General features: G+C 40.4%; 14 protein-coding genes and 2 pseudogenes. 10 read left to right on the top strand and 6 right to left on the bottom strand.

The annotated features are described in order from the left end of the window. Positions 1 to 61: 61 nt before the first annotated feature. The gene (locus KPY62_RS11535) at positions 62 to 952 is read right to left on the bottom strand and encodes a LysR family transcriptional regulator (protein ID WP_216582278.1); all 891 of its coding nucleotides are present in this window, start codon (positions 950 to 952) and stop codon (positions 62 to 64) included. A 185-nt stretch (positions 953 to 1137) separates the two neighbouring features. Between KPY62_RS11535 and KPY62_RS11540 the strand changes: the two genes are divergently transcribed. The 6 genes from KPY62_RS11540 (at position 1138) to KPY62_RS11565 (ending at position 8596) form a co-directional block, all read left to right on the top strand. Then, positions 1138 to 1527 carry a RidA family protein gene (locus tag KPY62_RS11540; RefSeq protein ID WP_216582280.1) on the top strand — a complete coding sequence of 130 codons (390 nt, stop codon included), beginning with the start codon at positions 1138 to 1140 and terminating at the stop codon, positions 1525 to 1527. Between the two features lie 95 nt (positions 1528 to 1622). Beyond that, a complete protein-coding gene (locus KPY62_RS11545; protein WP_216582282.1) occupies positions 1623 to 3086 on the top strand; it encodes an aldehyde dehydrogenase family protein in 1464 nt (487 codons plus the stop codon). A gap of 114 nt (positions 3087 to 3200) precedes the next feature. After that, a complete protein-coding gene (locus KPY62_RS11550; protein ID WP_216582288.1) occupies positions 3201 to 4190 on the top strand; it encodes a membrane dipeptidase in 990 nt (329 codons plus the stop codon). A 138-nt stretch (positions 4191 to 4328) separates the two neighbouring features. After that, the gene (locus KPY62_RS11555; RefSeq protein WP_216582290.1) at positions 4329 to 5996 is read left to right on the top strand and encodes a BCCT family transporter; all 1668 of its coding nucleotides are present in this window, start codon (positions 4329 to 4331) and stop codon (positions 5994 to 5996) included. A gap of 103 nt (positions 5997 to 6099) precedes the next feature. Beyond that, positions 6100 to 7857 (top strand): hypothetical protein, encoded by a 1758-nt coding sequence (locus KPY62_RS11560; protein ID WP_216582292.1) that lies wholly within the window; start codon positions 6100 to 6102, stop codon positions 7855 to 7857. 13 nt (positions 7858 to 7870) lie between these two features. Then, a complete protein-coding gene (locus KPY62_RS11565) occupies positions 7871 to 8596 on the top strand; it encodes a DUF3726 domain-containing protein (protein ID WP_216582294.1) in 726 nt (241 codons plus the stop codon). A 103-nt stretch (positions 8597 to 8699) separates the two neighbouring features. Here KPY62_RS11565 and KPY62_RS14045 read toward each other — a convergent pair. Continuing rightward, a pseudogene (locus tag KPY62_RS14045) lies at positions 8700 to 8894 on the bottom strand (IS256 family transposase); the annotation flags it as partial. A gap of 62 nt (positions 8895 to 8956) precedes the next feature. Here KPY62_RS14045 and KPY62_RS11570 point away from each other — a divergent pair. The 3 genes and pseudogenes from KPY62_RS11570 to KPY62_RS11580 form a co-directional block, all read left to right on the top strand. After that, a pseudogene (locus tag KPY62_RS11570) lies at positions 8957 to 9327 on the top strand (transposase); the annotation flags it as partial. A gap of 297 nt (positions 9328 to 9624) precedes the next feature. After that, complete coding sequence (locus KPY62_RS11575) at positions 9625 to 10215, top strand: recombinase family protein (protein ID WP_216582296.1); 591 nt, start codon at positions 9625 to 9627, stop codon at positions 10213 to 10215. A 1360-nt stretch (positions 10216 to 11575) separates the two neighbouring features. After that, positions 11576 to 11884: a hypothetical protein gene (locus KPY62_RS11580; protein WP_216582298.1), complete on the top strand. Its 309-nt coding sequence runs from the start codon at positions 11576 to 11578 to the stop codon at positions 11882 to 11884. Between the two features lie 443 nt (positions 11885 to 12327). Here the strand turns inward: KPY62_RS11580 and KPY62_RS11585 are convergent, their stop codons facing one another. Genes KPY62_RS11585 through KPY62_RS11600 form a run of 4 tightly spaced genes read right to left on the bottom strand, consistent with a single transcriptional unit; the run spans position 12328 to position 14138 of the window. Continuing rightward, complete coding sequence (locus tag KPY62_RS11585; protein ID WP_216582300.1) at positions 12328 to 12660, bottom strand: hypothetical protein; 333 nt, start codon at positions 12658 to 12660, stop codon at positions 12328 to 12330. A 57-nt stretch (positions 12661 to 12717) separates the two neighbouring features. Continuing rightward, on the bottom strand, positions 12718 to 12921 hold the full coding sequence (locus KPY62_RS11590; RefSeq protein ID WP_216582302.1) for a hypothetical protein: 204 nt from the start codon (positions 12919 to 12921) through the stop codon (positions 12718 to 12720). Then, complete coding sequence (locus KPY62_RS11595; protein ID WP_216582304.1) at positions 12896 to 13801, bottom strand: DUF1376 domain-containing protein; 906 nt, start codon at positions 13799 to 13801, stop codon at positions 12896 to 12898. Before KPY62_RS11595 ends, KPY62_RS11590 begins: the two co-directional genes overlap by 26 nt. Continuing rightward, entirely contained in the window at positions 13791 to 14138 is a 348-nt protein-coding gene (locus tag KPY62_RS11600; protein WP_216582310.1) for a hypothetical protein, read from the bottom strand. Before KPY62_RS11600 ends, KPY62_RS11595 begins: the two co-directional genes overlap by 11 nt. A gap of 159 nt (positions 14139 to 14297) precedes the next feature. Between KPY62_RS11600 and KPY62_RS11605 the strand changes: the two genes are divergently transcribed. Continuing rightward, positions 14298 to 14942, top strand: coding sequence for a helix-turn-helix domain-containing protein (locus KPY62_RS11605; protein ID WP_216582312.1), 645 nt, complete (start codon positions 14298 to 14300; stop codon positions 14940 to 14942). The last annotated feature ends 34 nt before the right edge of the window (positions 14943 to 14976 follow it).

Raw genomic sequence — 14976 nt, forward strand, 5'->3', positions numbered from 1 at the left:
TATTACAATCTAAAGCCATGAGTAGTAACAAATAAAAGTCTTCTAATAAGTTATTAGGAGATTACAACAAGTAGTTCTCCTGAACATACTCAATACACAGCTCATAAAATGCTTGAGCTGGTGGAGATATAGACTTATTAGCCAGTTTAAAAATACCGATTTGTCTATTTAAAGAAGGGTCAAATAAGTTTATCCAGATCAGTTCAGGTTCATTAGAAGGGAAGGCAAGTTTCGGCAGGGTAGTAATACCAAGATCGTTTCTTAACAATGAGAACAGTGATGTGATATTTTCTATGGTGTAGCGAGCTTTTCGATTGAGCGCTTCAGCGGGTGTATTCTCGAGCAACCGACAAGTACCGTTATAAATAAATGGCTCTTCTGTAAGTTGTTGCCATTTTAACCCCTGCAACTGACTTAGCTCAGTATTGAGCTCGTTACTTTTAAGACAGACCACACCGATAGGATCCGATATAAGCAGGGTAAAATCAATTTCTTTTTCATCTATACTCGTGCAATTTCCCAATGCTAGGTCTACCTCACCAGTCCGTAATCGATTGGCCACGCCAATCGCATTATCATCTATCAAGACGATTTCAATATCGGGATATTTTTTCGAATAGGCTACTAGTACGCTAGGTAGTAGTTTAGTTACCAGTGATGGCACACTAGCAATTCTGATTTTCCCTTTATCTCCTGATGCGATTGCTTGTAAATCATCCTCTAATGTTTGATAAACACTAAGAAACTGTTGAATCTTAGGTACACAGCTTTCTCCAAAAGATGTCAATGTCGCTTTATTACCGACTTCAAACAAACGCTGATCCAGCGTCTTCTCAAGCTCTTTTATTGATGCCGATATCGCAGCTTGTGAGCGATTAGCGCGATTGGCTGCCGCGCGAAAACCGCCTTCTTCTACCACAAATAAAAAATGTCGTAACTGCCGTAGTTTCATAGTAGTTAGCGCCTATATGCTTATTAAAATGATTAGAAATACTATAATCTTAGTGATAGATTAAATCTATCATATTTAATATTTAATTGGTTAGATTTATCAGTAATAAGTGCGTAGCATGAATGTCATACCAGATAAAAGCTAAGAAAGAGTTTATCAAATCTCCATTCAAAGGAATTGAATCTATGACCACTCATTCAACCAAACAAGCGGTTAAAACCTCACTTTATGCTTCTAAGTCGCCACTTGAGTGGGCAGTCACTAACAACGGCACATTATATACAGCACAAATTCCTATTGATGAGAATGGTGAAGTAGTTGCGGGTGGTATCGAAGCCCAAACTCGAAAAACGCTAGATAACCTTAAACACACCCTAGAATGTGCTGGTACAAACAAGGATTCGGTATTGCAAGTACTGATTTATGTCACAGACCGTGAATATCTAAAAACGGTCAATCAAGTCTACGCTGAATACTTTACTGCACCCTATCCAAATCGAGCTGCTTTAGTCATATCAGGATTGGCGCGAGAAGAAATGCTGGTTGAGCTGGTTGTTTATGCAGCTGTACCTTAGGCTTTCATTTGCAAGTTCTATTTATTTCATTACTCAAGTTTGCCATATTTTTTATTTAAAAAAACTCACTCAAACTTCTTATTAAGGATGTTCTTATGTCAACTCAAGTGCTCAAACAAGACCCAAAAAAATCACTCTATATTAATGGTGAATGGTTAAGTGGTACAGATACGATTACTAATATCAACCCATCAGATATCAGTGAAACTATTGGTGAGTTTGCACAAGCAAGTAGCGATCAAGTGGTAGAGGCCATTGCCGCTGCACGCCTTGCGCAGCCAAAATGGGAAAAAACGCCCATGGAAAAAAAGCAGTCAATTCTGCAAGCGATTGGCGATGAGATGATTGCGCGTTGTGATGAGTTAGGTACTTTGCTATCACGTGAAGAAGGCAAGCCTTTTGCTGAAGGTCGGGGCGAGATTTATCGTGCTGGTCAATTCTTTCATTATTATGCTGCTGAAGTGTTACGTCAGATGGGTGATATTGCTGACTCAGTACGCCCTGGCGTGAAAGTTGAAGTGACTCGTGAAGCTGTCGGTGTTGTCGCTATCATTTCACCTTGGAACTTCCCAACCGCTACCGCTGTCTGGAAAATTGCCCCAGCATTAGCCTATGGTAATAGTGTGATTTGGAAGCCTGCGAATCTAACGCCAGCCAGTGCCGTTGCTTTAGCTGAAATCATTCACCGTCAAGGGTTGCCCGAAGGGACGTTTAACTTGGTACTCGGTGGTGGCTCATCAGTCGGTGATACTTTAATCAATTCAAAAGATATTGATGCGGTCAGCTTTACTGGTTCAGTCGCAACAGGCCGCAAAGTTGCTGCGGCAACCGCGCCAAACTTTGTCCGTTGCCAACTTGAGATGGGTAGTAAAAATGCGTTGGTCATCGCGGATGATGCTGATTTGCAAGTTGCCATTGATGCTGCGGTTGCTGGTGCGTTTGGTGGCTCAGGACAAAAATGTACAGCTTCTTCACGCTTGATCGTCATGGACGGTATTCATGATGCTTTCGTCGACGGTGTAGTGGCGAAAATGAAAACTCTAAAAGTTGGTCACGCGCTTGATGACGGTATTTTTATGGGTCCGATTGTTGACGACAAGCAGCTTGCGTCTAACATGGATTGGATCGAAAAAGCCAAACAAGCCGGTGCCAATTTAACCTTTGGTGGTGAGCGTTTAGACATGCCGCATGAGGGTTACTATATGTCGCCAACTTTGTTCACCGAGACTGATAATAGCTGGGACGTTAACCAAGAAGAAGTATTCGCACCAATGGCTTGTGTGATGCGTGTGAAGAATTTAGAAGAAGCGATTGCTATGACCAATGACACGCGTTTTGGTTTGACTGGTGGCATCATTACGCAAAGCTTGCGTAATAGCGCGATGTTTAAGGAACAAGTACAAGCAGGCTGTGTCATGGTTAATCTAGCGACTGCTGGTACCGATTATCATGTGCCGTTTGGTGGTCGTAAAGAGTCAAGCTTCGGTCCACGCGAACAAGGAACGTATGCCAAAGAGTTTTATACCATTGTTAAAACTGCTTATCAGAAAGCGTACTAGAAGCGGATCAAAAAGGATGCTAGCCGCAGTTAATTAATTAGTTAATTAAAAATGGCGCAACTGGTTGGACCTGCGCCGAGCGGCTACTTATAAAAAGCATAAAAGGAGTTTTAGATGTACCAAGACTATATCATCATTGACGGATTACAGTATAGCCATTGGGATCGTGATTATTTCAAGATGCTACACGCCAGTGGTATCAACGCGGTACACGCTACCTTGGTCTATCACGAGGATGCACGCCAAACCCTAACGCGCTTTGCTGAATGGAATGTACGCTTTGAGCAAAATAGCGATTTGATTTTGCCCGTTTATTCGGTCGCTGATATTGAGACTGCTAGGCAACAAGGCAAAGTTGGTATCTTTTTTGGCGCGCAAAACTGCTCGCCTATCGATGATGAAATTGGTTTGATTAGCGTCATGCGCCGCTTAGGTTTACTGATTATGCAACTGACTTATAACAACCAGAGCTTACTGGCAACTGGTTGTTATGAGCAGAATGATTCTGGGGTGACACGTTTTGGTCAACAAGCAATAGCAGAGATGAATCGAGTCGGTATGATTATTGATATGTCGCACAGCGCAGAGCAATCAACTCTTGAAGCCATTGAGATATCGAGCCGTCCAATCTGTATCAGTCATGCCAATCCAACTACTGCCCATGAGGCGTTACGTAATAAATCCGATACCGTTATTAGTGCTTTAACCAAAGCGGGCGGATTATTAGGTTTCAGCTTATATCCGTTTCACTTACCGAATGGTAGCGCCTGTACGCTCAATGATTTTTGTAGCATGATTGCTGATTGTGCCGATAAATATGGCGTTGAGCACTTAGCAATTGGCAGTGATTTGTGCCTTAACCAACCACAAGCCGTGCTTGAGTGGATGCGTAACGGTCGCTGGTCAAAGGCGATGGATTATGGTGAAGGCAATGCCAATAATTCAGGCTGGCCAGATACCTTGCCGTGGTTCGCTGGCAAAGACGGTATGGAAAATATTTATAACGGTCTATTGCAACATGGTTTCAATGACACAGACGCCGGAAAAATTATCGGTCAAAACTGGTTTGACTTTCTTGAGAGTGGCATAAAACCTTTAGCTTAAATGGTTACGCAGTATCCTGCGTTGCAAAGCCCTTAATATTATTTGATTTATCAAAAATAAAATATGGAAAGGCTAAGTAAGACTATCTAGATGTAACGCTAATTTAAATGACGCAACATTATCATATGGAGCCACATCATGGCCGACTTAAAGGGACTTAACCGAAATAATGAGCAAGGACGCTCGCATAATACTGTAGAAGCAGACGGGGGTTTGAATCAAGTAAAAGACTCAACTGATACCTTGGGCCTTAAAAACCCCGCATTTTGGTACAGTGGCGGCTTTATTGTTATCTTTGTCTTAATGGCGATCTTTGCAGAAGAACGCTTAGCAACTATCGTTGATATAGGCTTTGTGTGGTCAGCTAGAATCTTTGGCCCCTTTTGGCAAATTCTGCTACTGGCGACGTTTGTGATTGCGTTAGCCGTCGCAGCGGGTCGAACAGGACAAGTGATTTTAGGTAATCTGCCTAAGCCTGAAATGGATGCCTTTAAGTGGATGGCTATTTTATTTTGTACGTTACTGGCGGGCGGTGGTGTGTTTTGGGCCGCTGCTGAACCCATCGCTCATTTCGTGACCGCGCCACCTCTTTATGGTGAATCCACTAATATCCAACAAAGAGCTATTAATGCATTGTCTCAATCATTTATGCATTGGGGTTTTTTAGCCTGGTCGATTGTCGGTAGCTTGACCGCCATTGTTGTAATGCACCTGCATTATGATAAAGGCTTGCCGCTTAAGCCGCGCACGCTGTTATACCCTATGTTTGGTGAACGCGTACTAACGGGTCAAACGGGAGCGATCATTGATGCGTGCTGTATCGTCGCTGTTGCGGCCGGTACCATTGGCCCCATTGGTTTCTTAGGTTTGCAAACCAGTTATGCTCTCAACACGCTATTTGGTATTCCTGATACCTTTACCACGCAGCTGATCGTTATTATATTTGCAATTGTCCTTTATACCATATCAGCGATCAGTGGACTTGCCCGTGGCATGCAATTGCTTAGCCGCTTTAACGTCATATTAGCGGCTGGGCTGATGGTTTTTATTCTCATGTTTGGGCCGACTAAATTTATTGTTAATGGTTATATTCAAGGTGTCGGCACCATGGTACAAAACTTTATCCCAATGGCAACTTATCGCGGTGATGAAGGTTGGTTGGGTGGTTGGACGGTGTTCTTTTGGGGTTGGTTCTTAGGCTATGGACCAATGATGGCAATCTTTATTGCTCGTATCTCACGCGGTCGCACTATTCGCCAGTTAATTACCACCGTCTGTATCATTGCGCCACTGGTTACCTGCTTTTGGTTCACCGTTATTGGTGGTTCAGGCCTAGCGTTTGAAGTTGCCAATCCTGGTAGTGTCAGCAAAGCTTTTGAAGGCTTTAATCTGCCCGGTGCTTTGTTAGCTATTACTCAACAGCTACCATTCCCGTTGATTACCTCGTTACTGTTTATCATTTTAACCATGATATTTATCGTCACTACCGGTGACTCGATGACTTATACCATCAGTGTCGTGATCAGTGGTGAGCGTGAGCCGAACGCGACGATTCGTACCTTTTGGGGCGTGATGATGGGGGTGACGGCGATTGCTTTAATCTCGCTTGGCGCTGGCGGCGTGACCGCCTTGCAATCCTTTATTGTGATTACAGCAGTGCCAGTATCTTTCATACTACTGCCATCATTGTGGAATGGACCAAAAATTGCCCAGCAAATGGCTCGTGATCAAGACCTTTATCGTCCTAATCGAGTGGAAACTGCTCATCGACTTGCTGAAGAAAAGCGTGCCAAAGAAATCGATTAAGTGCGTCATTAATATAGCGAATAACTTATTTACTCGTTTAGCTCAGTGTTTTTGAGTAGCAAATAAGTTATTGGCTTAACCCATTATTTAAGGTGATAGTTATATGGAACATACTTTGCCAGTCAATGAAAAGCTAGCCAATCAACAGCTAACAAATGAAAATCTAGACGCGGTCAGCTTCCGTACCCCTGATGTGGTGATGCACTCTGAAAGATTGGGCGCGATGCACCAAACCCGTATCAGCTTCGTGCGCACGCTACTGCGTAAAATCGATAAAGAAAATTGGACGCTAACTAAGCATCTTTGGGATTTAGATGATAATGGCTATGGACAAGTTATCTATCGTTTGCAAACGCCTGAGCACGTTTATCACTTAGTGATATTCTGTAATAAAATCGCTGATGAAGAGCGTAACGACCGCGTAATTGCGCAAAAATGGGACGTGACATTTGCTTTGGTTTATGGCGAAATCGGCGATGAGCTATTGGCAAACCTAAAAGCCAATGTGCCGCTACAAGAAGCCGGTCGCAACTCAAACATGGTGATGGTGCTGGCACGTGCTAATAAAAGCGTGCGCGTCTTTGATCATATTGTCACCTCGCTTGCCGAAGGGGAACAGCCTGATTTGGACGTACTGGCGCAAGTCGGTTATATCTTGCGCACCACTGCCGTTTATGGCAATGGTAAATTCGGTATTTACGACTTTAAACCCCTCGATCATAGCGAAGATTTTAACCAATCTTTCCGCGCGCAGATGTGTGCAGTTTATCTAATTCGAGAATTTAGTCTTGATTGGGTTGATTATTTGGCGAAGAAAAAAGGTGGCGATAAGGCAGTTAGCTTACATCCAGAGATTAAGCAATATTTGGGTATCGGTAATGCCACGGGTCTTGGCATGGCACCTTATTTAATTAATCATCCTTGTGTCGTTGATCAATGGTTAAGTACCCGCGAAGGGGCGCTACAAGCCGTATTGGTCTGTGATATTGAGCATGAATCTGATAATAGCAAAATACAGCAATTCTCAATCTTAATGAATCGCGCCATTCAACACTTCTCGGAAGTGGTCACCATCAATGAGCCACAAATTCTACTAAACAGTGCGGTTGTTAAAGATTTGACAGCGTTGCAAGAAAACCTTGAAGCTGAGATTAAAGACTCCGACACGTGGGCAGATTTTTTACAGCGCAATGACCATCTCAGTTATGAGAGTCAAGAAGTCATTATCTCGTGCATGATGGAGCTTTATCCTGAGCTTGTAGATGGATTTGCAGTGCAAGTAAATGCTGATGAAACCATGTCTCTGCCCAGTGGCAAAGTCGTTCAAGACTTGATTGAGGTATTAGAAGCGCGTTATCAGTGGGCAATTAACATTGATTTTGCCGCAGAAGAAAATGTCTATTGGTTTTGGTATCGCTCAGAGGATAAAGAAGAGCCGAGAATGGGCGTGCGTGGACAAGAGCATGGTGATGATAAAGAATTCTTGTTAGATATTGGCAGACAAGCGAATACACTGTATTTGGCATTACAACAAGCAGATCCACAACAGTTGCTATCGGAATTTATTTTAACGCAGCCAAAATATCGTACAATCGCCCGTCGCGTTTGGACGATGGGTCATAAAAAGATGGGCGATATTCAGATTAACGTCTTGCAAAAAACCGCATTACCGATGCATTTATTGCGTTGTAAATTGTCTATGTTTGGTGCAACCAAGTTTGATCCGCGTTCAGATCGTTGGGTGCGCGTGACCTTGTTCCAAGGTGCGCCGTTATTCGATGATGTCCATAGTGATGAGTGGCTATTTCCTTTATTACCGAAAATAAACGAGTTTCCGACTTTACCATTAGCTGCCCAATAAGGAGTATTGAGACATGATTGTATCGCATAATGAAATCGTGACCATGGTGAACAAGGCCTTTTTGGGGTTGCAACGTGAAGTCGGGGAAGCTGATCTGATTGCCTCTATGGTAGCAGAGCTACAGATGGCAGGTCTTAACGGTATCACACACTTTAATAATGCCAGTCCATTTATTTTATCTGAACGTGATGAACCTATTGATATCGTCCATCAAGCTGACGGTGAGGTCAGTTTAGATCTACATGGCAGCAGTTTGGTCTGTCATCTGCCAGCAGTGATGGACTATGCCATTGAAAAAATGGGTGATCGTGATCATTTTAAAATCTATTTGCATAACTGTCATAACCGCTGGTTAGCGTATAGTGAGCTTGCAAAACTGGCAGCAAAAGGCATTGCTTGTTTGGCTAAATGGGACAATGGCAGTGCCCCTAAGCATACGGTATTTACGTTAGATAAAAGATTTGTTTATCCTGATCTGTATTTTTTCAATGAGGCGCAGAACAACTATAATACCAATGATATGGTGATTGAGCTATCGACGGCTAACTTTGATATTGAACAAGAAATCCAACATTTTGACCAAAAAGTATCAACGGATGAGCTGTTTGAAACCCATAAACGCGCATGGAAAGAAGGCATTTATATCGATGATGAACAATGGGCGCTACTTAAGAAAAGTGCTGCGGCGATATTGGTTGAAAATAGCGAGACGTCAAGTAAAGGGGCGGGCGGCGTATAAACTATAAAAGTGCTTTTAGCGATACTTTTTAAAATTTACTCATGCGTAAGCCAAGGTGATAGAAATTCTATAAAGCCCATCCCACATTCTGTGTAACTGCCCTTTAGATTAAATGCTTACTGATACAGTCATTAAATATAATCATAAATCGATTAAGGTCAGACGTCCAGTTACGGATTGGCATCGACCACTTTTTGGATGCCTGCTGGGTTACTAAGTACACCACTTTAAACGCGGCTTAATCAGACGGTAACACCTTACGATTATTCACCGCAGTACGAATGACACTGTTTAGTGAGCTATGCTGAAGAAATCGTGCAAGTAAACTTGGTAAACTAAGTGTATTGATCGGAATTTATCATGACCAAGAAAGTAAGAAGCTACAGCGACGAATTTAAAGCAGAAGCCGTCAAAAAGATAGCGGACAATAATGGCAATATCTTAGCGACCGCAAAGCAGCTTGGTAGCGCCATACATACCTTATCTAACTGGCACAAGAAAGCCAACCAAGGCAAACTTGAGGGAACAGAGTATTACGATCCTGAACTTATGAGCGCACTTGAAGAAACCAAGTGCCTCAAACGACAGCTTAAAGTGGCCGAAGAGGAAAGGGAAATATTAAAAAAGGCCACCGCGTACTTCGCAAAGCACAGTTAGTGAAGTACGCCTTCATTAAAGATAATCAGCCTCTCTTCAGAATTACTACTATGTGCCGTATGCTAAAGATTAAGCTGATCCCTGCTATCAATCACGCATAAAAATACTTGGTAGATTATGTTATGCAGTCTGACGGCAGAAGTATTGCTATACTTGGATAGGTGGCTTAAAAAACCTTGCATCGTTCAACAAGTACACTGCGATTATCTCAACAATTTAAAATATTGATATCATTAGTCTATACTCAAAACATAAAATCCCTATACGATAACTTACCTATCATTAGACTTGTTTCTATTATTAAATAACATTAATATCTTGCTATTATCAATGAACATTAATTATTAAGTCTAAGTAATAGAGGTGGTGTTATGACCGTTCGTATTTATGTGAGAGCCAGCACTAAGGATCAAGACGCTAAGAGAGCCTTATCCGACTTGATTAGTTTTAGCCAAAGCTATGATGATAACCATGTTGAATACGTTGAGCATTTCAGTGGTACAAAGCTCGATAGACCAGTATTAGCCAAGCTGCTAAAGGACGCTGAGCAAGGCGATATTCTGCTGGTTGAAAGCGTGGATAGATTAAGCAGATTATCTCAAGATGATTTTGCGATTCTAAAGCAGCGTATCAAAGATAAAGGATTACGATTGGTGGTGGCGGATCTGCCAACGACACATACGGTAAGTAAGGGCATGACAGGTGAGATCCTAACAGTGATTAACCATATGCTGATCGATTTGTTAGCAACGATGGCAAAGCTTGATAATGACAAGCGTAGAGAGCGCATCAAGCAGGGATTGGCTAACAGTGGCTATAAGCCCACTGGTAAGAAGCCTAATACAACGAAACACAACCGTATTAGAGAATTAAACAGTCAAAATAATATGACAAAAGAGGAAATCGCTAAGGCTGTTGGTGTTGGTGTCGCTACGGTTTATCGGGTCTTAAAGCAGGGCTAATAACTGATGTATTTTAAATATTAGCCCATCACTATTATGATGAGTACTATATTTTGGAAAATATTGCCCTTCGTGATCACTCACTGTCGTCTAAAATGGACGCTTAGATATTTATGCTAGTAGCACCAATAGTTTTACTCCCTGAAATAGTCACAGTGTACTTCGTGATGCACATGCAGTGAGCTTCTGGTCATTATTTTTATTTACCATAAGACTCGTTGTGGGAACAGTCGGGAGTTTTTGGGATTTGACCTGATAGTGAGCTTCTTAATTTTACTGCTTATATTGAGGATCAGATTTAAACCTATAGTTAGAGTTAGTAGTGCATTTTTCAAAAATATCCTGATCAATTGCTTTGTTATAGCTATCTTGTAATTGTACCCTCGCAACACTTTGTTGGTCAGTAGTACAAATACTCCGATTCTTATAATCTTTTCTTTTATCGAGATTTTGATTATTCCAATCGAAAATACCGTAATTACAAGCGGAAAGACTTAAGTAGAAAACAACTGCTATAACACTAGAGAAGATTTTCATCATAAATTGCTTCTGACTGAGGTTTTTTAGGTTTAATTATCTCGAGTCTATTAGTATGAATCCAATTTTTAAATTATGATTAAGACTACAACTTAGTTTGTGCTCTTAAATTTGTAGCTTGTGTTTTGAATACAGCTATTCCCTATTTCACTATCTATTTTGTCAGAATATCTGTCTTTAAGAATATTTTTTGCAATACTCCTTTGAGTACTTTGGCATTTATCAATATTTTTAGACCATGTAGGGTCTATTTGGCTACAATTCCAGTCCCCGAACTTACACGGAAAACATCCTGATAATATCAGACATGATATCATTATAATTTTGATCTTAATAAGGCTTTTCATTGTGTATAAGCTCCCCGATACTACCTGTATTTAGAATCAGATTTGAGTTTATAATTATGATTTTTAATACACTTATTAAAAATATAGGTATCAATCTCATCTTTATATTTGGCATCTAGTTTATTTCTTGCAATACTCTGCTGCTCTATACGGCATTTCTCTGTTAGTTTATAAGCTCTAGTCTTATCAATATTTTGTTTATTCCAGTCAAAAACACCGTAGTTACAAGCGGATAGACTTAAGCAGAAAACTACTGTCATAACACTAAAAAGCATTTTTCCCAATGATTCTATAACGTTATCTTCCTAAAAAGTGGTTCAAAACAAGGTCGGTGCGCTATACAGGCACCGAACTGCCAGTGTTAGATATGAACTTAATAACTATAAAATCGACTGTAGAGAATATAATTATCTAGCTGTATGATTAAAATCTCCCAAGTTAATTTCGATGGGATTGACGGCAGAGGTCAAATAACTATGAGCAGAAAAATCCTTATTGAAAGAAGTAAGCATAATGAAATATATATCTTCGAGGGAAACATGCGTACATTTTCTTTAAAGGAGGATTTGTTTTGTTTACACATGTCATCAGGTGTTGAGTATTTTGATACTATTGTCGAAGATGAGAATATTCCCGGTTACTATGATGAAAGTAAGATATTCTTTTTAGGAATTACTTATTTAAAGCTAGATTTTGTTGGACCTATGGAGAGCATTATAGAAATAGGTAATATCAAAGAAAATGATGTGGTTTTAGATTATGGAGGAGGATGGGGGGGATTTTAGTACTTATCAGATTCCTACTGGATTTAGTTTAGATATTGTCTGTAAAGATATCGAGCTAGAATTTTTTGATATAAAACCATTAGTAATTAATAATAACCTAAGTATTGTATCTCGTTTATTCAGCTATTTGAAAGGTGCTTAGAAAAGTATAGCATAATCGGTCTTTTAGACGCTAGTAAGACAGATGTGGTTTGACTTCTATCGTCAGGCTACGTAACTAAAATCTCTCAAGTTAATGTCTACGGATTTAACATCATAGGTCAAACAGTATTTATTATGTTGGATGTCTGTTTTACTGTTTCCATTTAGGTATACCCCAAGGGAACTATCTATTTCACCCCTCAAACGTATTAACAGACTACTTAAACAGACTGGCATAATGGAACCACTTATATTAGACCGCTAAGCCAGTTATGTTTATTACAACCTATTCATATATAGCACTAAATACTTCGACGTCCAAACCCTTTTAAAAATGTATCTACGGTTGGTGCCATAGGGCTATCATTAGACATAGGTATATGTTTATGAGCAATTTGCCGCGATTTAGGTAATGCGAATGTCGCGCCGTTGCTATATTCCTGGCATACCTTTGGATATATTTGCTGCCAAGAGGGATAGGTAAGGGCTTCTGCTTTATTTCTTATGTCTGAAAAGCCAACCCTTCGAGCGGTCTCATAAACCACAGCATGAACATACTTTTGTTGAGCGGCATCAAGATAAGCGTGGCGACTGTTTGGATATTCTTGCTTGCTAGCATCCGCTAATGCCAGCAAGTCACGTGCTGAGCTTGGTGGCCACTCTTCAAGGATAGAGCGCTGCCGAGCTTGATGTCACTGATCACCAGTTGGCTTCAAATGCATGATGACTCTGACCCATAATATGGCTTTATGTATAGGGTAGTCTGCCTTTTTCGCTTTATTGCCAAAGCTTAGCTGCCATTCACCAAACAATCGCACTAGCTCTTTGGTTATTTGTCGCATCTGTTTGTTATCATCAGTAGCATCGTCATCACGCCATGCGGTCGAAGTAGGCATCAACGTCTTGCTGTCCTTGTTCAACGTAGCGGGCAGCATGGTCAAATGCGTCGCCAGATGCATGTTTTTGATTGGTTTTTGAGGCTGACTCATAGTGCTCTCCTTTGCTTTTTTTGTTTTTAGATTGGTACTGACGGTCGTTATTGATCCATGTAACAAACACATCACATCGTCTGTCATCCGTTAAAATGGGATTGTTTTTTAGTTCTTGCTCTGTGTAGTACTTTTTGAAACTCTTAATATGATTGGCATAAGCTTTTGAATCTAATACTGGTGCTGATGACGATGCGTTTTTAAGTAAAGTGTTTGTCTGACTCAGTGTAGGTGCTGCCCAGTCTTTAATAGGATCAATATTTAAACGGTTATTATTTAAGTGAGAGAGAGAAGAGTTATTAGATGAAGATAAAGATGATGATGACGGGCATTGCTCAAGCATATCGTTAGCATTGCTTAGGCATGGCTCAGATACTTCTTGTGCATTAGTTTTATCATCAGCAGACTTAAGGTTTTGACTATCAATGCTTTCATGTTTACCCCACCGAGCGTCCGCAGCTTTTTTAGCCCGTTCGGTTTTGACCCTTCTATTATTGGTCGCAGTTTCTTTTTTATCATTAAGATATGAGCTGAATAATAGCTCGCCATTACTTTCAAAGAGCTGAATACTCAAAAGTAATTTGATAAACGTCTTTGTTTTAATGGCGGACAGTCCAGTGATCGCAGCAATGATTCTGTCATCATGTGGTATCTCACCATTCTTCCAATAATCCATCATGAGTAAATACAGCGCGCCGACTTGCTCAGTACTAAAACGCGTGGTCATGGCAAGCATCTCACCAATATAAACGGGTAGCCAAATGCCCACATCATCCTTACTCATCATGTTCTCCTTGATTAGTTATTCTTGGTATAAAAAAATCCTCTGCGACGTCTAAGCGATCAAAGCTGTTTTTTGCGAGTCTGAATAGGATGTCAATCTTCTTTATGTCATAGCATTTCATATCAGCAGGTACTACTTTTAAATCACACATCGCCAGAATAGTGGCAAATTGCATCAGTTTGCTTTCTGTATGACTGCTATCTAACCAGCGCCCGACGGTGGTGGTATCAACACCGATGCCTTGTGCTAGTTGACCTCTTTTATACTTTGCAGCGCTTTGCAGTATTTGCGCCTGAATGCTGCGTGACTGTTCAAGTTGTTCTTTAGATAATGGGTACATGGGATTCTCCTGTTATTCATTGGTAAATTTCACTTAGAGAAATCTTTCCTAATGTAATAACGCTCTAAAATATTTAAGGTAAGTTTACTTACCTATTAAAGCATAGAAAACTTACCTTCTCAACTGATAAGATAAGTTACTTATAGGTAAGGTGATTTTATGCAAACACTTGGAAAGCGATTATATAATCTTAGAAGAGAGAAGAAACTTGCTCGGGATGCTTTAGGGAAAAAGATTGGTGTTTCTAAAACAGCTATTAAGAATTGGGAAGACGATGAAAATGCACCTAAATTTGAGTACTTACAATTACTATCAAATTACTTTGGTTGTAGTATTGAGTATTTAACTGAAGGCACAGTATCGAAAAACGATCCTTCTTCAATATGTACAGAAAGTATGTACTATGCTCCTGTCCTAAACTTTACTCAAGCGGCTAAGTTCTACATAGATTCTGAAAATATAGTAGTTGATAAATATATACCTATTTTAGGTGCTGAATATAGTGAATATCATTACTGGTTGATCCTAGAAAACGAAAGTATGCAGCCAGATTTCAAGGTCGGTGAACTAATTCTCATAAATCCTAAGTTAAGTCCTAGTCCTGGCGACTATATTGTTGCATTAGAAAAAAAATCAAAAGAAGTTGTTTTTAGGAAGTGGCGGTCACCAGGGATTGATGAAGGTACAGCCAAAAATTATTCACAGCTAGTTTCAAATAATAACGACTTTCCGATCATTGATAGTCGTTACACCCTTTTTGAGATATGTGGCGTCGCTATAGAGCATAGAATTAAACTGAGATAATCTATTTTACTTTGTAACTATACTCAGCAAACTT

Origin of the sequence: Psychrobacter sp. TAE2020, assembly GCF_018919485.1 — a bacterium.
GTDB lineage: Bacteria > Pseudomonadota > Gammaproteobacteria > Pseudomonadales > Moraxellaceae > Psychrobacter.